Annotated in this window: 19 protein-coding genes; 5 read left to right on the forward strand and 14 right to left on the reverse strand. The window is 46.0% G+C overall.

What is annotated here, in order from left to right; translation table 11 throughout:
• Window positions 1-19 precede the first annotated feature (19 nt).
• The 8 genes from ACFQPC_RS00225 to ACFQPC_RS00260 all read right to left on the reverse strand — a co-directional run bounded on the left by ACFQPC_RS00225 (window position 20) and on the right by ACFQPC_RS00260 (window position 9179).
• On the reverse strand, window positions 20-661 hold the full coding sequence (locus tag ACFQPC_RS00225) for a 4Fe-4S single cluster domain-containing protein (protein WP_124573337.1): 642 nt from the start codon (window positions 659-661) through the stop codon (window positions 20-22).
• 3 nt (window positions 662-664) lie between these two features.
• Window positions 665-2509 carry an AAA family ATPase gene (locus ACFQPC_RS00230; RefSeq protein ID WP_124573338.1) on the reverse strand — a complete coding sequence of 615 codons (1845 nt, stop codon included), beginning with the start codon at window positions 2507-2509 and terminating at the stop codon, window positions 665-667.
• A 235-nt stretch (window positions 2510-2744) separates the two neighbouring features.
• The gene (locus ACFQPC_RS00235) at window positions 2745-3590 is read right to left on the reverse strand and encodes a hypothetical protein (RefSeq protein WP_124573339.1); all 846 of its coding nucleotides are present in this window, start codon (window positions 3588-3590) and stop codon (window positions 2745-2747) included.
• Window positions 3591-3835: 245 nt separating this feature from the next.
• A complete protein-coding gene (locus tag ACFQPC_RS00240) occupies window positions 3836-4597 on the reverse strand; it encodes an HNH endonuclease (RefSeq protein ID WP_124573340.1) in 762 nt (253 codons plus the stop codon).
• Between the two features lie 232 nt (window positions 4598-4829).
• Window positions 4830-6041: a tyrosine-type recombinase/integrase gene (locus ACFQPC_RS00245; RefSeq protein WP_124573341.1), complete on the reverse strand. Its 1212-nt coding sequence runs from the start codon at window positions 6039-6041 to the stop codon at window positions 4830-4832.
• A gap of 492 nt (window positions 6042-6533) precedes the next feature.
• A complete protein-coding gene (locus tag ACFQPC_RS00250) occupies window positions 6534-8060 on the reverse strand; it encodes a tyrosine-type recombinase/integrase (protein ID WP_382269670.1) in 1527 nt (508 codons plus the stop codon).
• Window positions 8053-8244, reverse strand: a complete 192-nt coding sequence (locus ACFQPC_RS00255; protein ID WP_382269671.1) for an excisionase — start codon at window positions 8242-8244, stop codon at window positions 8053-8055. The genes ACFQPC_RS00250 and ACFQPC_RS00255 overlap by 8 nt, the downstream gene beginning before the upstream one ends.
• Before the next feature lie 455 nt (window positions 8245-8699).
• Complete coding sequence (locus tag ACFQPC_RS00260) at window positions 8700-9179, reverse strand: ATP-binding protein (RefSeq protein ID WP_382269672.1); 480 nt, start codon at window positions 9177-9179, stop codon at window positions 8700-8702.
• 753 nt (window positions 9180-9932) lie between these two features.
• Between ACFQPC_RS00260 and ACFQPC_RS00265 the strand changes: the two genes are divergently transcribed.
• The 3 genes from ACFQPC_RS00265 to ACFQPC_RS00275 all read left to right on the forward strand — a co-directional run bounded on the left by ACFQPC_RS00265 (window position 9933) and on the right by ACFQPC_RS00275 (window position 12979).
• Window positions 9933-11498: an SIR2 family protein gene (locus ACFQPC_RS00265; protein WP_382269673.1), complete on the forward strand. Its 1566-nt coding sequence runs from the start codon at window positions 9933-9935 to the stop codon at window positions 11496-11498.
• 247 nt (window positions 11499-11745) lie between these two features.
• A complete protein-coding gene (locus ACFQPC_RS00270) occupies window positions 11746-12156 on the forward strand; it encodes a hypothetical protein (RefSeq protein ID WP_382269674.1) in 411 nt (136 codons plus the stop codon).
• A gap of 202 nt (window positions 12157-12358) precedes the next feature.
• A complete protein-coding gene (locus tag ACFQPC_RS00275) occupies window positions 12359-12979 on the forward strand; it encodes a DUF6988 family protein (RefSeq protein ID WP_382269675.1) in 621 nt (206 codons plus the stop codon).
• A gap of 77 nt (window positions 12980-13056) precedes the next feature.
• Here ACFQPC_RS00275 and ACFQPC_RS00280 read toward each other — a convergent pair whose 3' ends face one another.
• Together ACFQPC_RS00280 and ACFQPC_RS00285 are read right to left on the reverse strand one after the other, a co-directional pair.
• A complete protein-coding gene (locus ACFQPC_RS00280) occupies window positions 13057-13566 on the reverse strand; it encodes a hypothetical protein (protein ID WP_382269676.1) in 510 nt (169 codons plus the stop codon).
• 224 nt (window positions 13567-13790) lie between these two features.
• Complete coding sequence (locus tag ACFQPC_RS00285; RefSeq protein ID WP_382269677.1) at window positions 13791-15434, reverse strand: recombinase family protein; 1644 nt, start codon at window positions 15432-15434, stop codon at window positions 13791-13793.
• Between the two features lie 233 nt (window positions 15435-15667).
• Between ACFQPC_RS00285 and ACFQPC_RS00290 the strand changes: the two genes are divergently transcribed.
• Window positions 15668-16303, forward strand: coding sequence for a hypothetical protein (locus ACFQPC_RS00290; protein ID WP_382269678.1), 636 nt, complete (start codon window positions 15668-15670; stop codon window positions 16301-16303).
• A 427-nt stretch (window positions 16304-16730) separates the two neighbouring features.
• On the opposite strand, the gene ACFQPC_RS00295 is transcribed toward ACFQPC_RS00290, so the two are convergent.
• The 3 genes from ACFQPC_RS00295 to ACFQPC_RS00305 all read right to left on the reverse strand — a co-directional run bounded on the left by ACFQPC_RS00295 (window position 16731) and on the right by ACFQPC_RS00305 (window position 17895).
• Window positions 16731-16988, reverse strand: a complete 258-nt coding sequence (locus ACFQPC_RS00295) for a hypothetical protein (protein ID WP_382269679.1) — start codon at window positions 16986-16988, stop codon at window positions 16731-16733.
• Between the two features lie 41 nt (window positions 16989-17029).
• Window positions 17030-17602, reverse strand: coding sequence for a hypothetical protein (locus ACFQPC_RS00300; RefSeq protein ID WP_382269680.1), 573 nt, complete (start codon window positions 17600-17602; stop codon window positions 17030-17032).
• 98 nt (window positions 17603-17700) lie between these two features.
• Window positions 17701-17895, reverse strand: coding sequence for a type ISP restriction/modification enzyme (locus ACFQPC_RS00305; protein WP_382269681.1), 195 nt, complete (start codon window positions 17893-17895; stop codon window positions 17701-17703).
• A gap of 95 nt (window positions 17896-17990) precedes the next feature.
• Here ACFQPC_RS00305 and ACFQPC_RS00310 point away from each other — a divergent pair, with 95 nt between their 5' ends.
• Complete coding sequence (locus tag ACFQPC_RS00310; RefSeq protein ID WP_382269682.1) at window positions 17991-18971, forward strand: hypothetical protein; 981 nt, start codon at window positions 17991-17993, stop codon at window positions 18969-18971.
• A 96-nt stretch (window positions 18972-19067) separates the two neighbouring features.
• Here ACFQPC_RS00310 and ACFQPC_RS00315 read toward each other — a convergent pair whose 3' ends face one another.
• Entirely contained in the window at window positions 19068-20411 is a 1344-nt protein-coding gene (locus ACFQPC_RS00315) for a hypothetical protein (RefSeq protein WP_382269683.1), read from the reverse strand.
• Window positions 20412-20487: the final 76 nt, after the last annotated feature.

Below are 20487 nucleotides of genomic sequence, written 5' to 3' on the forward strand. Positions count from 1 at the left end.
CTCTATTTTTTCTGTATTACTAATCGCTCGTCTTATCGGCACTAATCAGTATCTGGTGTCCCTGATCTGTTAAGAGCTCTTTTAGGCGATGGAAATCACCTCGTTGAGGTATGCCGGCAAACCAAATGCTGCCGTCCTGATCGAACATGACATCTAACGATTTGTCGCTGTCAGCTAGCGGTCGTTCATACTGACTAAATCGGTCACGTCCCAACATTGTTAGAAGATGCAAGCTTTGATTATCACTACCTCTAAGTGGTAGTGAGTTTGCGGTATGGAGTTCAAACGGATCAGATATCAAGGCATCGATTAGGCCTGCTGCTTTTTCTAATATCGGTGCGATGTGTTCAAAGGTATGGCCACTGTAGACGAGAATGTCTATTGCGGTACGGCGACGTAGACTTTGCAGTAATTTGAGCAGTGCCTCGGCCTGATCAAACGGTTCGCCGCCGGAAATAGTGATGCCGTTCGCAGAGGAAATCCAAGGAGCTATATGTTCAAGAACAGTTTCAACGGTTGTTTCGCCGGTATTTGTGGCCCAAGTATCGGCTGAGATACAACCGGGACAATGGATGCTACACCCTTGAAGCCAAATGCCAATGCGCTGACCTGGTCCTAACGTGGTGACCGGGAAGTGAAGGCGAGAAATTCGTATGTTCATGAACTACAGCTTGTGCAACTGTAGTGCGTCGGAGTCGTATCCACTCAAAGTAAATCGATCCTCTGCTTGCGCATTTTGGTCAAACAATCCTCGCGCTAGTGGATTGATGAGATGTGCCTCAATTTGATTGCGAATACCACGGCCGCCGTTTGATAAATCACTCAAGCATCGCTTTTTTAGTATTGACATAAAAGTCTCTTGGATCTCAATCGAAATGCCTTGTGCTGAGATATCGTCCAAAATAGCTCGGACCATTTGGTCAAAAATTTGTTCGGCAACATCTTGGCGAATGAAGTCAAAGACAATGATATTTTCGCCGATTCGGTTAAGGATTTCGGGCCGATTTAGTATTAGCTTGAAGTGATCCTGGATTTCACTTAATACCTTTTCCTGTACATGTTCAAAAGGTTCGCCAGGTAGTACGTTCGGTACTCGTTTCCCCAGATCTCCTTGGCGATAGATGCCTAGATTTGAAGTGAAAATGATTAATGCTTCGGAAAAGTAGACGCGATCTCCTCTCCCGGAGGTTAATACGCCATCGTCTAGAATTTGTAGAAATTTGTCTAAGATACGCGGATGGGCTTTCTCGATTTCGTCGAACAGAACTACGCTAAATGGCTTTTCGCGGATGGCATTAGTGAGTTCTCCACCAACGTCGTAACCTACATATCCGGGCGGTGCACCAATTAGACGTTGATCTGCGTGTTCTGCGCTGAATTCCGACATGTCGAAACGAATGTAAGCACTTTCGTCACCGAATAATAGGCTGGTAATGGTCTTGGCTAGCTCGGTTTTCCCGACTCCAGTGGGACCTGCGAGAAACGCTACTCCGCGTGGGCGCCCTCCCTTACGCTGCGATCCTAATCCAGTCATCGCACGTTTAACAAGATCCAGCATATGGGTAACTGCATGTGCTTGGCCTTTGACACGTTTGCGAATTTCTACTTCTGCATTCTGAATCTTATTACGTTCAATCTGAAGCCAGGGGTCTTCAGTAACGCCAACTTTATAACGACGAACTGCATCAGCAATCTTCTCAATGCCTACGTTTTCTACTCGGGCTAGCGTCGCAATAGCATTCATATCTGAAAGGAAGAGACCTTCCGTACCATCGACGAAAGCACGCTCGGCCTCAGCATAAGCTTCAGTAGAGGCGTTTTGGAAGCCAGGGACTCCGCGAAGGAGCGCGTTGGATAGCGCACGGCGTGCAAGATTATCGGGTTTTGAGATGGGGATATGGCGAATCCGCGGGTTGTCGATTAGAAGCCAATCTGGAACATCTCCTTCCTTGTCGACGATCCAAATAACCGTATTAAAGAATGGACGTCGTTGTTCTCCGTGAGGGCGAGGTTGAGCTGCGTGACCTAGTACTATTGCGCGTGTAAAAAGGTTATGTTCCGCCGCATTAAGTGATTCAGTGCGGACCGTCAAGCGAGAAGCAAAATCGATGATTAAAGCCATCGGTGCCTCAGCAAATGAGACTATACGTTCTAAGGTAGTGCTGAGTATATCTATTCCACCTGGGGCAACACCATTGCTAGGTGTTAAACCTAGGCTATTCAAAATAGTATCGCGCGATTCTTGGCTGTCAGTACGGGCATTGACAGAGAAGCCTATTAATGGATTCCAAACCACCAGTTGTGTATACCCAATCTCTCTTAAACCATCGCATAAAGTGTCGGTTAAAGGTTGTGCTGTCACAATTCCTGGGGCCACTTCACATGCTTGTAAGTCGCGAACGTTTCCGGATAGTACAAACTGACTTTTTAAGGGGGCAAAGCGAATTAGGTCGCGTAGCCAGCGTGCCTTGACGAATTCCGGCTGTTGTTTGCTTTGATTGTTGTTCATGGCCTTATTTATCAGGTACAGCTAGACAATTGAAACTTCACATGATGAGTTACTTTGAGAATCAATTTTCACTGATCGATAGGCAGTAACATCGGACGCCATTGTTTCCCTCTACTAGCAGTGATAATTGACAATTTGATAGTAATTCTACTTGGAAAGAGGTTGATGTAGAAGTGTGTAACGGTGTGCTGCATACTAGATAGCTCTGTCGAGGATTTTTTTTCGAGGGCGTGGATTACGTTCCTCTTATTCTAAGTTTGTCGAGTTCTTTGCCGAACCACGCTCGATCGCAGTCGGCCCCTGTATCTATGGAAATTATTCCTCCACCGGCGATTGCTGTTCGGAAGTCGAATGCCATGTGGAGGCTTGGCGGGAGTTCTATGGCCTTGCCGTTCAAGGAGAGTCTACCCATGCCGATTGCGCTGAGTGAGACACGCAACTCGTGCTCGGCACGAAAGCGTTCGGCTTTAAGGTAGCTATAGAGAATCGGGTTTGGGAGCTGCTGGCTGTTGAGCCTGTGTTGGTCAGTGTCCACATAATCGACGACTCCATAATTGATCGAGAAAATTTGTCGTAAAGGAACATCGTTTAGCATCAGTCCGCTTGTGCCCGGCATCAGCTGCGCATTGAGGTGCTGTCGTAGCCAAGTGAAATCGAAGACAACAGCAACACGTCCGTGATCGCTACCAGAGCCATAATGCTGCCAGATATGTGCGTTGTTCTCGAGTGCGAAGCAGCAAGCATAAGTTCGAGCCCGACTTTGGTCGTAATAATGTTCCGCAGTAAAGGTCGGTGCCTTTTCGAAGCCGATGGTTGCATTTAACACCCGATCAGCGGGAAGCTGCGCACCGTCTAGTGCGTCGGCTTTATCGAAATCGCGATAGCTATCGACGCGATTGAAGTGCAGATACGAATTAGCGATGGAGTTTATTAGATGCTCAGCCCGCATGACCTTGTATAGCGGCTGGCCATCCACCGGCTGTCGCAGTAAGGTCGCATGTGGCTCGATAAACCCTCTCGGAGCGGGAGTTGACGTGAGCGAGACTCTATCGGATATCTTGAGATGGGCATCTTTGTTCATTTTTTTGTGTGCACGTGTATTAGGTGGAATGTACCCCGAAACTCAGTAACGGATGTTTCCGGCTTGACTGCAATTCTGGTAATCAGCTGCCTCGAATTGTGTACACCATCAGCTTGCGCAACACGGATTGCAGGAGGCGAAATAATCTTCGCCAGCGAGTCATTTCGCCTGGTTACGGGAGACGGATCACATTCCAGCTAGACGTGGACAGCCAACGTCATATTTAACGAGCTATCCATTCCCTGTTAAAAGGGGAGTTCACGCCACTTTAAACCTTCTCGGTGCCGAGCTAGATACTTTTTAATCCCATTAGGCACACTGCGAAGTTGTATATCCTGGCGCAGACCCAAGAGCATCGCATCGTTCAGGTCGAGACTGAGACTGACTAGCAGGCGTCCCTTATCTGTAAATGAAATCATTTTGCGGTCAAAAAGCTTATCTAGATTTGGACTTAGAAGCAGGCCATTATCGGGATCAAGGCGCTCGTTATTGTTCTCGCAGGTGCGCCAAGATACTATGTGCGACGCAATTAACGCGGTCTGAGGACCGCAGCCTAGGGCACTGCAAGTTTTCCATCGCGTCAGAAGTTTTTTCCTAAATTCTCCTTGACCAACACGGGCCAGTAAGAGCTGCTCTCTCTCTGTACTACCGACAGAGCCGATGATCTCTTCCGCAGCTTCGTCTGAAATGTGGTCGGTAAAAGCATGTTGATTGGAATTCTGTGGAGTGCCGACGGCCTGCGGATGAAGTGATGATGTTCCGCAGTATTGTTTGTAGGCTAGGGGACATCCAGGGTGCGCCGGACGATGTTCGAAGTGAGCCTCGTTCCGTCCATTTTGGCTCTCCCTCATCAAAATTATAGGGCCATGACACTCGTAGCACCTTACTAACGCGGTTTTGCGGTGTGGATAAGCGGCCGAAACGGGCCAAATTTCCCATTGCGTCCCAGTCCATATTGCGCAACGCTTCTTGTTTTTGGGTCGAACCAGCGTATTTTCAACTTTCATACGTGTCCACTCTGTTTAGAATATAGATTAATTGAGCTGCATCGCCTCGAGGTCACCCACTGTTTATGCCGTTAACTTCCCGAACCTCCGAAAAAATGCCGGATCATTGTGCTGCTACCGCTTTCTAGAAAAATAACTGCGCACTTCAGGCGGGAACTGTCATCGGATGCTCGAGCTGGTTTGCCTAAGACATGGAAATTTAGAACATTGTTTTTTAATACTGTTGGAGGAGCTATGCTGCTTTGATCGAAACGATGGTTGAATTTTCTTCTAGTTTGTCCAAAAAATCAGCCCATGCTTGCATCATTCTCCGGCGTTCTGGTAAATGTTCAGCATAGTTGTAGGCCGCACGAACAGAATTCCTTTCTGCATGCGCTAATTGCCGTTCAATGGCATCCCGATGCCAACCTTGCTCATTTAGTAGTGTACTAGCCATGCTTCTAAAGCCATGACCCGTCATTTGATCATTTGTATATCCCAAGCGGCGAAGGCCCGCATTAACTGTGTTTTCACTCATTGGTCGGCCATTAGTTCTTGCGCCAGGGAAGACGTAACGGCCATTGCCTGTCAGAGGCTGGAGTTCGCGCAAAACTATAATGGCTTGTGTGGAAAGCGGAACAATATGCAATTCCCCCATTTTCATTCGTTCTGCAGGGATGCGCCATTCTAGAGTTTCAAAGTTGAACTCACTCCATTCCGCCTTTCGTAGTTCGCCAGGCCGGACAAAGAAAAGGGGCGCTAGTTGCAAAGCGCATTTTGTTATCAGAGTTCCTTGATACCCCTTAATTGCCCGAAGTAGCTCACCGATGGCCTTGGGCTCAATAATTGATGAGTGGTGTTTGACTTTACTTGGAGGAATGGCACCTCGTAAGGCAATAGTAGGGTCTCGTTCTGTTCGGCCGGTCGCAATTGCATAACGAAAAATTTGGCCGCAATTTTGTAGGGCGCGATGAGCAGTCTCAGTAGCGCCCCGATTCTCTACTCTGCGGAGTGCCATTAAAAGCTCAGGAGCCTTAATTTCTGAAATGGGAGATTTTCCAATCCATGGAAAGATATCTCTTTCCAGTCTGCGGATAATTTTCTCGGAATGGTTTTGTGCCCAGCTCGGCGCAAACTTGCCAAACCATTCCCTAGCGATCATCTCGAAAGTATTTTCGCTATTTTCTTGAAGTGCAGCTTTTTGAGCCTTTTTATTCTCTCCAGGATCTATATCGGTGGCCAATAGTTTGCGCGCTTGATCTCGCTGCTCTCGAGCTTCACTTAGGGTGATTTCTGGATAAGTGCCAAACGTGAGAAGTTTCTCCTTACCCCCAAATCGGTACTTTAGTCTCCACGATTTACCCCCACTCGGCGCAATGTGTAGAAATAGGCCGCCTCCATCAAACAACTTAATAGGCTTCTCGCCAGGTTTGGTATTTTTAACGGAAATGTTGGTTAAAGGCATGTGGGGGTATCGATTTAGCGGGAGGGTAGTGGTACCCCCGAATTTACCCCCTGTATGTTCTGGATGTCAATATTCCGCTTTGGACGTCTCTAAACGAAAAAACCGCATTCTCAGAGGGAGAAATGCGGTTTCTTGTACTTCTTTGGATGTCTTTAAACGAGTTCTTGGTGGAGGCGGCGGGAATCGAACCCGCGTCCAGCTCTAGACTTTATGCGGGGTTCAGGTCGTTCTTCAATTTTTGTCGCAAATTTGTCGCATTGTTCATTTGACGTGAAAATTACGGAAATTATTTATTGATGTAAATGCAATCTTTCCGGGGTGAGTATCCTTCTTGCAAAAAGTGACAACTTTCGGATGAAATTAGATGGTACGTAGATAGGCTGGAAAAATCAAAAAGCATTTGACCAGCTTGCCGGACCATGAGCCACACAAAAAAGAGCCGCTGTGCGGCTCTTTCAAAAAATCAATAACTAGTTGTTTTTAAACATTGATTTAAAACTCCAATTCCTCATCGTCTGTCACCGCATCACCATCATTTCCTACCTTGTCAGTATGGTCGTCCTCGGACTTCATTTGCCTACTACGCACGAGCTCAGCCATCTCTGACCACAGCGTTTCTTGCATCTTCGCAATCCGTTGTCCAGCTTGAAGGTCGACGTCTTCAATCCATCTTCCATAGACTTTAATAAGCATACTCCAATCCTTGTGGCCCATTTGCTGCGCGACGTACATCGGATTTTCACCAGCTGACAGCATAGTCGATGCATACGTATGACGGCAGTTATATGGGCGCCGATAACGAACTCCTGCTAACTCTAAAGCTTTAGCAAAACGTGTTCGAATTTTCGATTCGTTTGCCCACATTTTTTCAGTATATGGGTTCGGGAAAGCCCATCCATCTCCGTCGCCTGAAAATTTAAACTGCTCTTCGAGAGCCTTAAATGCTGGTTCGCAAAGTGTCACCCACCGTTTTTTGTCAAACTTTGGAAGCTTCAAATGCCCCCTGGACAGAGACCTGCGAACGTATATTTTTTTGCTTTTCCAATCCACATCAGACCAACGTAGTGCAATAAGTTCACCAGTACGTAAACCAGTCCAGAACCAGAAAGTCATGAGGTTGAGAAAGGGGCCGGATAACTGAGACAAAATTGCTTTCACTTCCGCAGGGGAAAAAGGTTCTACGCTAACGTCTTCTTCCTGTGTAGGATTTCCGTCCAGGATAGGAAGCGGTGCATCTAAGTTACTTTCAATCGTAATGCTTGCATTTGTAATTACTGTTTTCCGCTTTTTTACAGGCCGAACGAGATTGAACGGGTCGTGTTTTATTAGGCTCTTTAATGCAAGTCGGTTCATTGCCCCCCGCAGAGGGGTCATAATATTTCTGACTCGCTTTTCGCTTAACGTGGTTCCTAGCTTTGCCCCCGGTTTTGCCAGTAACCAAGCCATAAGCCTAGTGATGGCGACATCATCAAGTTTGTCGACAGGCAAATCGCCGAGGACACCGTTTTTTAGCACAGCACTTTCAGAACCGGTTAGTGCAGAAAGAGGGATTTTTTTCAGAAGACTTGAATCCTTCGTGTAATCCTTAGCCGCATTGTGACCAACTGAAGGAGTCGCTGTAACGAGCCATGCATCAAGGGCGGTTCCCACAGTTTGGCCAATTTTTGGTTGTGTGAACTCATCTTCTTCTGCAAGCGAAGAGCGAACTCTAGGGCTGTCTGGAAACTCTTTTTCATAACCGAATTCTCGCAAGCCAATAAGTTGAATGACGCGCTCTCGTTTTTCTATTGCTGCTAAAACATGACCGACGGTTGGCCTTCCCTTAATGGTTTCGTAGCACCGCTTTCCTTCGTACATAAATTCAACCTGCACGCCATTTTCACTACGAACCGTAATCCCCTTTGGTATAAGAATTTCTGTTCCAGGAAATTTTTTTGCTTTCATCTGGACGAGAACATTCAATTCGACTTTTTTAATTTTCTGCGCTAGTTCCTTGGATTTTGATATTCCTTTAGACATTGCTGCCCCCCATCCATTGGTTGACAGCATTTACATCTATGACAATTCGATTGTCTGGCGCTTTGCGCCATAGCTTGTCTTTCTCCCACTCACCACGCTTGATTTTCGCGCGTACGGCGTCGTCTGAATATCCCTTTAACTCGCAAAATTTACCAACTAAAACCCAGTTTGTTACGTCCTTCATGAAATGACTCCTCATAAAGAAACGTCTAGGTCCCGTGTTTAGCCTTTTTGAAAAAATTTCTAATTATTTGGAAAATCGTAGGTTGAGTCGCAGGGTTCTACTGATTTACTACGAAAAGTTTCCACTGCCTGTTTGAATTGAGCCGGGGTTTCTGGTTCTCAATCTTGAGACAATAGAGCATCGGAAAACCATGGCCTTTACGTTTCACATGGAATTCAAGCCAAGAGGAGACTGAATGAATAGCGGGAATGGTTGGGCTGGAAACGTCATCTTGAATCGATTCAAGATGACGTTTCCAGCTAATTTTGACCCGCGCGGTGCGGGCTATTACTGTCGGATGGCCAAACAAGACGAAGTCCTCGTTACCTTGTTACCCGCGTTACCTCGATTGACTACATGTAGATTTGGCAGTTGGACTTAAAAAACGGTTGAGTCCAACTGGTCAATGGTAAATTTTACCTAGCCAAATGTTGGAGTGAGGAGGGGAGTTTTTCCCATCTTTCGGCCATCTGTTTTATGCGTTCAGCTGAAACGCCGTGAATATTTTTCCATTTCCCCTTTGCTTCTAAGATGCGGACAGTAGGCGTCAAGCCTAAATAGGGTTCCATTTCTGAAATGCGTGTGAAGGTGTTACATACCACTACGCGCTTGCTGTTGGCGAGAGCTGTCCTGACTTTGGCTTGACACCACAGATGCGCCTCACGAACTTTATTGGCTTCGTAGTGGTAGCTGCCATTCTTAACAAAATATTGGTCTGCTTCGTAGTGTTCGAAACCAATCAAGGAGAGGATATTTCCCATTCGGCTTTTTCCGCTACCAGGCAAACCGCGTATTAGTATGAGTTCACCCGTACAAGGCGTCTCTGCCGGCTGAGTGCTTTGAGATACTGCTTTGTGGGTGGTACTGATGTTTTTAGACAGTGAAATTGTAGACATGGAATTACCTATGCTGGTTAGTATGGAGCTAAGCATAGCCATGGGCTTTATATGTTTTGCCGAAACTGCAGAAAACCTAGCAATTGGTAAGACCGGTTGGATTTTTATTCACGGATGGGGTCGAGCCCGTATCTTCGATGATTATCCTAGACATTTCAGACGGTTCGACCTGCCTAGTCAGAGTAGTTGTGAGAGGTTGGTAGAAAAACTCTGGAAAAGTCAGGTGCTTTGGTGAGAACGTTTATTCTTAGAGTTGCTACTGACGTTGAGTCAGAATTCGTATTTTTGACATGGAGCAGTGGCCAGTCCGTATCTACATAAGGCAGTGAGAAGTAACTGGTTACAGCCTAACGGTTTCTGATGCCGACAGAATGGTGGATGCACAAGAACGATGGAAGCGCGAACGCATATTCACAGACGAGATAAAAAGAAAGAAGCACTGAAGAATTTAAAATTCTAAGCTGTCGTTAGATGTACCTGCATTTCTCCATTTTACAGAGCGAGAGTTGGTAGCTGCTGTGTGCGCATTTGGCTAAAAATATGTAGGAAAGTTATCACTGCCAATAAGATTTGTTCGTGGAAAACAGTCCATTTGGTATTGATTATTGAGTCGAACTAGAAGCGTAATGGCCTAGCCACGATATTTCTTTATAAGAGATACAGCTAAGGTTGCTATTTGTTAATATCTTCCTTAGTCAATAAAATAGCCAATCCTGCTCGGACTATCGCCCCTTGCCCAAAGTAAAGAGAATTATGACAATTGCAGAATCCCTAACTCAAATGCTGACCAAACACAGTTCGGGCCCGTTTTTGTTCGCAGGCTCTGGTTTATCAAGGCGTTATTTAGAACTTGAAGATTGGGGAGGGTTACTTCGCAGGTTCTGTGAGCATATTAAGCCATACGAATACTATTATTCGTCAGCTGATGGCGATTTATCCAAAGTTGCTGGAATGATGGCGGAGGATTTTCACGAGCAGTGGTGGACTTCGCCAGCGTTCGAAAAAAGCAGAGAAAAACATAAATCCAAAATCGTTGAGCGAACCGGACCGCTACGTACCGAAATCTGTGAATACTTAAAAAGTGTGAAGCTTGCAGACCATGCGAAGGGTCCCCATGCAGATGAGGTAGCTATTCTGGGTCGTCTTAACGTTGATGGAATCATTACGACCAATTGGGATACTTTTCTTCAGTCTCTCTTCCCAGACTATAAAGTCTATGTGGGTCAGGACGAGTTACTTTTCTCGAACCCTCAGTCGATTGGTGAAATCTATAAAATTCATGGATGCATCACGTCTCCTCGTAGCTTGGTCCTTACACAGGAAGACTACAAGGGTTTCAATGACCGCAACGCCTACCTAGCGGCGAAGCTGATTACCATCTTCGTTGAGCACCCTGTGATTTTTATGGGCTACTCGCTCAACGACGTCAACATAATTGCACTGTTGCGGGCAGTATGCGAATGCATTGGGCAAGATAAGCTTCAGCAACTCAACAACAATCTTATTTTTGTACAGCGTACGGAAGATGGGGCGGATGATTCAATTTCGCAAACTGTAATTGCTTTGGACCACGTGCAAATTCCTATAACCCTTATTAAGGCTGTTTCATTCATAGGAGTATATGAAGCGATTGAAGCCACAAAAAGAAAGCTACCGGCAAGGGTTCTTCGTTATTGCAAAGAGCAACTTTACGAGCTTGTAAAATCAACTGACCCGCAAGGGAAGCTTGTCGTCGTCGATGTCGACAGTGTTGAAGGAAAACAAGATATTGAATTTGTAGTCGGACTGGGGGTAGCTGCACAGCATCGCGAACAAGAGCGAAATTTACTTGGCGATGTTGGTTATACTGCCATCACTACGGCCGATATTTACAATAGCTTGCTCTTCAACGAGAAAGAATACGAGGCTGTAAGAGTAATTCAAGAAACATTGCCTGGGCTTTCTAAGAGTCTCAAGTTTTTGCCTGTATTCTTCCTATTACACGAGGCTGGTATCCACAATAAAGTGGAATACGACCGCTCTGGCTTCCAACTCGACAAATACGTTAACTTGACTCCGGTGGATTTTCAAACCAAGGGTCTTTTCAAAGGTTATCGCCGCAATTATGCCCACCTAACAGCATCTGATATGTTGGACCGACTGCCGTCTGAAATCATTGCTCAATACTTGCCGTTCACCAAGTGGAGTGAAGAGGAATTGCCAAAGATTAAAGCCTTCCTCATACAATATCCTGACCGATTCTGCGGCTCGGCAGCATATTCGACAGCGTTTCGAAAACTTGCATGCTTATACGACCGTGCTGCTCACGGTTGGGATTAAATAATTACACTATTTTCGATAATGTTAATCGAAATAATTGTTAATACTCAGCCCCCCCCCTCGATTTCGCTAATTATTAGCCATTAATAGATTGCATTGTTTTGGTCCCAAAACAAATCGAACTATTAATAGGTAAGTCGGGAAATTTCTTTGGCCCATATATGACTGTTGAACCGCAGTTCATTGCCATAGTGCCACTTCTACCATACACTTTACAGCACCCCTTCAGCCTTAATATAGGTATCAAATGAGCGATGAACTGAATCAACTGGAACTCGAGATTACGAGGATTCGCCTAGCGAAAGAGCAACTGGAACTCCGAGAAGCAATCCAGCGCGAAGAGCGCAAAAGGAAGATTGGCGTCGGCGCTGATAGGGTTATCAGTTTTGGCGTGGCAGCAGCTCAAAGCTCAGTTGCTGCCATCGCAAAACAAGCAGAAAGTGAACCAATCTCTGGAGTAAAGATAGTTATCCGCTATTCCATTGCAATAGCAATCTTCTACGGCGTTCTTTTTTCCGTAAACCTGTTGGGAGATGGGAAAAATCCTTGGCTGATAGTGTTAACGGTGGTGGCGCTCGTTGTAAGTGGTGCGTTCGCCCTATCTGCGACGATTCTTCTTCTGAAAAAATTACTCCAGATAGTGTTTCGTCGAGGCTGAAGCAGAGCTAGCTGTGTTTAACTTAAGCGTTACGGAAACGGAACTGTTCGTTCTCCGGTGATACTTCAGGAGCATCTACCCATAAAAATTGTCGACACCAACAGCTTTTGACTGCTCTTGAATGTCTGCTTTGAGTCTTGCCATTATCGGCCATCCGGACATGGGTGATAGTCTATTGGCACCACACCATAGAAACTACGTAATGAATCTCGAACTATTTGAAGATACTGAAAAATTCGCAGAACAATTACGCTCATTGATTGACCTGCCACTGTTCGACACTTCGCCAAGACAGTTGTTAAGCGATGTATCTTGTTCAATGTCGCTGGAACATTGGGGCGCGTGCCGAAACCTCCTTCAATCAGGAATGTTGCCTTCAGGAGTGGTAATTCACCGAGCCCAGTTCGAAGCATTACTTCGTGCGATATGGATTCTTTACGCTGCGTCTGAGGAACATCTTGGAAAGCTCGATGCAGAACTGACGGTTGAGACAGAGCAGGGGGCTAAAAATCTACCTCTGGCCTACGAGATGATGACTTTCCTTGAGAAGAAAGCTCCACCTCAGGCTTACGAAGCATTAAGTAGATTCAAAGAAAACTCTTGGAAAGCACTTAATTCCTATGCACATGCTGGAATTCATCCGCTTAAAAGGCATAAAGAGGGCTATCCCATAGCACTCATCGAAAATATTGTGAGAAATTCGAATGGGCTCGCCGTAATGAGCGCTATGCATGCCGCCGTTCTGAGCGGAGTGCAACCGTTGCAAAAAGAGATATTGATGCTCGCTGGACGATACGCCAACTGCATGCCTCAACCACTTTGATAACGAAGTGGTTTAGTAAAACTAGCCTTCAGTATTCTTAAACCAATACCTTATAAGAGCCCGACAGGGCTCTTATTTTATTCGTCCTCATCATCTGGCGGATAAAGTCTGTAGTCGTCTATCATGAGCTGGACTACATCGGCCATCAGGTTATCTGTCTTCGCATAGTCAGAAGGCTGCATGGCGCGCATACGTGCCATTCGCCCATCTATTCCAATCACGATGGCTTCATAAGGTTGGGTAGGGTAGTTATGTATCATCTTTGCAGTGCTCTTCAGCGTATCGCGCTCAAGACGAATACCAGCTGCTGCAGCGTACGCATACAGCGCGCCGTCACCGACGACAACCGCTTCTTTCATGTCTTGTTGGCACAGCAGGCCCATTGTCTTCAAATCGACATTACCTACTTGATATACGACATTGAGTTTTTCCTGCAGGATTAGCGCTTCTCGAAGCCCTTCAAGGTTAGCCGCGAGCCTGCTACCCGGGATTAAGGCTTGTTCGAACGCGGTAAACACTTGCCGTGCATTGATGTACTGCTTCATTGCTGCGGGAGAGAGTTCTAAGGAGAGTAGTTGTTCGTTCATTTTGGTTTAGTAGGAATTAGTAAATTTTTTACTAATTCCTACTAATTGAATTATTCGAAAATTTTTCAACGATTTTATATATTAGCAGCGAAAGTCGGCCTCGCGACTGCTCATCTTAGATGTCATCTAAGAAACAATAGCAAGCCATAGTAATGTGACTTTGAACCGACAATAGCCACCACGTAACAGGAAAAAGAAGGGCGACTCAATGAGTCGCCCTGAAATCAATTAATGCCTTTTATTTCTTCAATTTGCCAAATGCTTGGCCGCTTTGCTCCAGTTGTAACGCGGTAGTACAAAGTTGTAGTGCCGTCATACATGACGTTTGTTTTTGACCAATCGGCTAGAGCTACTCCTGGTGCAATGTCAATTTTGAACTCGGAACAATAGTGACTCGGTTTACCCAGAAGCACAATCTTCGGAAATAGCCTACGTAATGCTGCACGAACCTTCTCTGCCGGAGCATCTCCTGAAAACAATTTCGGAATGAGTATAAGCGGGTCTATTTTCAACTGCCGCTCGATAGATTGTGCGTCCGTGTTTGACCAGAGTGTTTCTGCTTGAGCTAATTCTTCACTCAAGCGTCGACGTTCAGCTAGCACTTGCTTGTACTCATCTTCAACTACTTTGTCTTCAGTTTCAGCAGATGACAGCAATCGAACCAAGCGGCTTGCTTGCCTTTCTTTCTGTTGAACGGCTTCCTTTAGCATTTTGATGCGAAGCTCTTGCCCACCTTCCAAACGGTTTCTAAGCTCTTCGCGAAACGCAGATTTAGCATCATCAGAAAACATTTTTTCTAATGCCTGAATCAATACTTCTTGGACGCCGTTGGTCGAAACATAATTTCCAACCCGGTTGGGTACGCCTAATTTCTTTGCTTGAGCACACTGTGCACAATACAATGACTTCACTGACCCACCGGTACTCACTGTTAGGTTCGCATCGCACGTGCCACACGATACTAATCCGGCGAATACATGTTTGTCTCCGCCTCGTGGAGTGCGCCATCCGGACATAGGTTTGTTGCAAGCAAACCAGATATCGTCGTCAACGATGCGTAGATTAGGCCTTGGGTAAGGCTTCGGTTCTAAGGTCGTTTCACCGCGCTTTTCCTTCGCTTTGGAAAATGCGCTTCCGTTCCAAACAAATAATCCTCTATAGATTGTGTTCTGTAACATTTGGCGAACCGTTGCCGGACGCCAGTATGAAATTTGACTTAACCTTGGCTTGCGTGGGGTAGGTAGGCCTTCCTCATTGAGATGCCTGGCAATGGTCGCAAAAGACGCTCCCTTGAATCTCCGCTCATATATGTCACGAACATAGTTTGCCTTTTCTTTGTCGATTTCCCAAAGAGTTCCCTCTTCAGTTTCACGTACAGAGTTGTAGCCAAACGGCGGTGCCGCAATCATAAAGCCGCGCTCCAATTGTCCAATCATGGCACGTGTGACACGATGCCCTGTTTCCCGAACAAAATGGGCGGCCATGACACTGCTGAAACCAAATTGCAATTGCCAGCCGCTCTTTGAGGTATCGAGACCATCTGCGCAAATCAGTCGAATCTTTGTTTTCTCAATTCGAACTTGAATTGTTGCAAGCTCAATCGGGTCCCTGGCTAATCGACATAACTCGTCGACGATGAGAACATCAAATTCCTTCTTTTCCCATGCAGCTAACAAGCGTTTATAACCGGCTCTTTTTGCGAGGCCTTTCGCAGAGCCGGTTGTTGCTTCATCTGCAAATACCAAGTTGTCAGGAATCGAAATACCTATTTTTTGCGCAAATTCACGCGCCCGCCTGAGCTGGTCTTCGATTGATGTTGGCTTTTGCTCATCCGTTGAGTACCGCCCGTAGAATGCTCCTTGTTGCATGCAGAATCCTTATTTTCGTTGATGGGGTGTGCAGCAGCGATGTCGGCGAGTAAATCAATAACGCCAAACAAGGGGTGTCCCTTTTTCATGTATTTCCTCTCTGTAAAAAAATGTCCTAAGTGCCACTACAAAAACGTATAGCAACTTCTTTTTCAAAATGATTTTCGAAAATGAAAATGCAGTTGCTATAAGAAGTACGTGCACATGCACGGCACATATAAATTTAGGAAATTATGAGAAAAATAGATGAGCTGCAGACGACCAAGAACGACGCTAAAAAATCTGAGGGAGCTGGTGAAGTTTTGAACCAAATAGAACTCAGAAAGCAAGAAAAGGAGCGTTTACAGGGTTTGTATAGTGCCGAGGGCGGCCCTCTTATTGGCTGGTTATTTGATGAGGCACGTCGCAGAGAGCACGACTTTAAAACCATGTCGCGTGAACTAGGCGTCACGTATGGATATATCAATCAACTCCGAACAGGTATACGTAAGCCTGCTCAGATTAGTCAAAATATGGCAGAAGCCTGCGGCAAGTATTTGGGGGTTCCGACGATTGTCGTGAAGCTGATTTGCGGTTCTATACCGTTATCTGATTTCGCTAATCGCAGAGAGAGTAAAGAGGAAATTATCGAGCGAGGATTACGTCAGCTTCAAGATGACCCACAAATGCGCCAAATATTACCGTGCAATTTGCATCAACTTCCCTTTGAAGCAAAGCAAGCGATGGTCATGTTTTACGGTGAGGTTACAGGACATGATGTACTGAGATTAGATGAACTGCCAACGATGTTGCGCTGGCTGAAATGTGCTGCTGATATACATCATAAAAATGAGACTGCTGAAAAAAGCAGCCTTAATACTGGCAGATAGTGTTTTTGATTTGAAAAGGCGAGCCTTGAGCTCGTCTTTTTTATTCAAAGGTATAAACAGCTTTGTATATACTTTTTGTTGGAGGAGGGGGGATACACGACCACCGCGGCCAACGAAATTTACACGTCAAGCGGGTGCTCTGGACGTGACCCTGGGTGTTGCAGATAGAGGGGGAGCGGGGGAAGGCATATCTTCTTTAAGTCTGTCTGTGTCTGAGCGTATTTGCACGACTCAGATGTCCAAGCGATGGCTGGCTCCATACTTCCATAGCAAGGATTAAACACGAAGAACCTACTTTTGTAGGGGAGTGTTTTGTCCTGCACGAAACTTCTCCACCTTCCACCCTTTTACTCCTACCCTTGGATAAGAGTTATGTCCAAAACAAAAAAGCAAGAAAAGGCCCGCCGAAGCGGGCCTGAATCAAAATTTAATGTTTAGTTGAAATGGCAGATTCATTAAACAAAATAAAATAAGCATCAAGAAAAGTAGGCAGTTGCATAGCTGTACTGACTTCCACAACTTCAATCTTTTCATTTTTTTCAATCAAGTTTGTTGTCTCCGATAACTGCAGTGCCCTAGCTTTTGCTTGAAGAATTGATTTTGCTTCAATAATTGCTAGATTTTTTTGAGATTTCTCGTATTTAAGAAGATACCTATGATTTGCTAAAAGTTTTAATTCTTTCATTTTTTCCTTTCAAAAACCCCCGAAACTTAATGCTGTTTGTGTCACGGCAAAACTACATTCAACGTCACATGTTTAACCCATTGTCCTGGCATGGCGCTTGGAATGGTATCTGTAGCAAATGCCCCTTGCGTTGCTAATTTCAATTCTGGTAACTCAGTGTTTAAATCTGAGGTAAGACACAGTTTCGACATTGCTGAAAGCGGTTCCAACTCATGCTGTTGGATATGAAATTTTTGCACCAGAGCATGGTCTCCACCATCGCGTCCTAGGGAAACATAAATGCCATCACGTGCGCCCGTCTCAAAAAATTGCGTGTGTTTCAGCCAACCCATCTGAAGCAAAAATCTAATTTGATAGTCGCGAATCTGAACGGTGAATATTGCATACCCCCTACTATTTGGTGTCGTAAAAGCGCTTACACGAAATCCAATCCGTTCCGTCTGGTTTTGCATCACTTTCCATAAACCTTCAGGCATGTCCCCACACAGCGCCCAACCATTTCTAATTTCACTGGGTATTTGTGTTACCCCCGTTGCCTCCGTTACTTCCTCTGGCGACATTAAACGCGCTAGATAAATGCCTGAATTCCCTGACCTATTTTTTGCTGATTGCATATTTCCTCTTTGTAGACCCTTGAAATGAGTCTCAAAGTTGTATAGCTACAGGATAAAAATCATCAGATAGAAGAAATCGTATAAACCAGAAAGCTATATCAATTGCACGAGTTGAAATTTTGTTCGGAAAGTAGGGATGTGCTTGAAGGTGATTCGGGGATAACAGTCGCTGGGTACATGGCTACTGTTTCATAGTTCAAGTGTAGTTCGGCTAATGAACGACCGGCTTTGCTGAATGCCCAGAAACCCTCTGCTGATTTTACGCATGGAATACGCGGCACTACTTTAGACAAGTTAAGCGTGCGGGACTTTGGATTTCATATCCAAGACATGCCTTCTACCGTGTTTCCGGATGTGAGTTTGAGAAGAGGCGCTACATCTCGAACAAATGCATAATCTTCCCTTTGAAATAATTTTAATCAGAAAAATGTTGGAAATCCAAAAGAGCGCATTCTCAAGTAACAATTTATGCATCAATGATGAAGCCGCTGCATTAGGACGTGAATACGCTGCTGCTAATTTGCGGCAGGATATGCGTGCGCCAGCGGCATTCATTGACGCGTACAAAAGCTACAGTGGCTCGAAGATAGCGATTCATGATTACTTCGAAAAGAAGCGGTTTGGCCTTCGTTTGAATGCTATCAAACGAGGTTATTTGGTAGATAGTGCAGTAACGAGCCAGGTACTGCGTACCATAACGGGTGACTATTGCCTTGTTTCGTTGAAACCGTTTTCATTCGCAGGCCAACATCCTACAAACGCTTCTGTTGACCGGCTGATAAACGAGGGCACATATGCGGTTGCGAATCTTGCAATGTTCACGCAGCGGGTCAATCGTGCCAAGGGCACGTTGACGTTTGAGGAAATTATCAACATCGCACAGGCTGGTGAAAGTGTAGGTGGTCTTGATGCACAAGAATGGTTGCGGCTTGCTTCATTGATGTATGGAGCATGGGATGCCTACAATGGGGCAAACGACCCGTACTTAATTCCTTTGGCAACCTATCCTGGAAAACTGATGTTCACGAGCGAGTCACAGCTCGTGCAGCTTCTGTTACTTCGTGCATGCCTTGAAGATAATTGGCCGGACGGCTTGTCCATCTGGTGTGAAGTTTCTCATGATGCAGGTGAGTCACCAGAACAATTTGTGGAATTCATGGGGCGGCTACGTCAGGAGGTGCAGGCTGCCGAATATCCACCGACGGCCTGGTTGGCACCGGGAATATTTGAAGCGTTTGCTGCATGGTATGTGCCAAGCAGGCTTGCCATCAACCGAATGCTTGCAAAATATCACTCAAAGTACCAGAAGGGAGTCAGCGTTCCCGGTTTAATTGAACGCTGGAGCAAACCGTCTTCACAACAAATTTAAACGTTCTATTTGCTCCGGATATCAGGTAACAAGGTAACAAAGGTAACAGGTAAAAAAATGGCGCGGATTCCGAAGAACCCGCGCCGAACCAACTGCTTACGCAGCTAACAAATCTTCACCCTCATCATTTGCCGGCAAAAGGTCTGCCGGCACATCAAAAACCGTTACTTTCGCGGCGCCAAAACCTGCGCCTATTCGTTGGGTGCTTTCCTCACCACCAGGCAGACGTCGCAAAACGACTGCCCATCCTCCAGTAGACCATTTGGTTCCACTGAAAAGCCGACGAAGTTCTTGGTGCTCTGGGCTATTGGCGATAATGAAACGCCATTTGCCGTTTTGCTGCACCACACGCATGCCTAGTTGCGACAGTCGTGATGTGATTTCAAGATTACCCGTCGGGTCCTCACACACTTTTTCAATTGCTTGAGCAATCGACATTGGGCGTGTAACCAGATACTGCCCCTCTATCATTTTGAAGGGCATAACCTTGGACATCAACGAATCCAGGCATCGTTTTTCATCAGTCTCCGAATGGAGCTCAATGCGTGCTTTGATATTGAGCATTTCAACGAGCACATTTGCATCGTCAGCCGTTGCTGGCCGGTTTGACGCAAATGTCCAGTAAGACGCCAACAACGTGCCAACAGTATCGGCCATGCGACCGTCACCACCAGCAGCCAGGATGCACTCGCGTACAACCTTTTCTGATGCCTGAAACATATTCCAGCGTGAAACAAAAAGACGCGCAAGACGAGGGCCGATTTCTCTAGCCTCGCTTTCGTTCAGTTGTGGAGCATCACCCTTGCGAGACAATGCCTCCAGAACAACCCAGCGGGTGAGGTCCGCGGGTTGCATCTTTCCCGGACTAATGCCTGCCGCCAGAAACGGCGAATAAAATGCATAGCTTTTGGCAGCTCCATTTTGGGTGCCGCGAACAATACCTTCATCGCCTTCCTGCAAGCTATAAGACATCCGGGCAATTTCCAGGGTGTCTTGCGCATGGCGCCTGGACGGGTCTGCTTCAAACTCGTCCAAGATTACTGCACGTGAAGTGCCACCAAGCGCTTGATAAAATGCTGCCATTGTTTGTGGCCCTGTGCATGAAAAAGCCATGGGACCCAGCAGCCATTTCGCCATTTCTAAAACGGTCGATTTTCCGATACCTGCACCGCCCGTTAAGAGCATGTGTGGGCGTCGGCGAAATACAACCGCCATCGTGGCCACCCCAATCCATCCAAGCAATAATTCCGCCCCTAGCTCTTGGCGCCAATTGATACCGCCAAATGCATTGAGCACTTTTTGGACATCGTCATTCGTGGCTTTAGGCGTTGTCATATCAAATCCAACACTTCCGCTAGCCGAATAAATTCGACCATCGTGAATGCCGTGTTCGAGAATGTCGCCTTCGGCAGTCCACAACTGCTTGCTATTAATCAGCAATTTCCCGCTTTTATTGAGCCAAACGCCGGCCTTACGTTCGTAAGTGTGGGAACAACTTGAACCTGCTAACTCGAGA

The sequence above is a fragment of the Herminiimonas glaciei genome (assembly GCF_042664955.1).
In the GTDB taxonomy this organism is placed as follows: domain Bacteria; phylum Pseudomonadota; class Gammaproteobacteria; order Burkholderiales; family Burkholderiaceae_D; genus Oxalicibacterium; species Oxalicibacterium glaciei.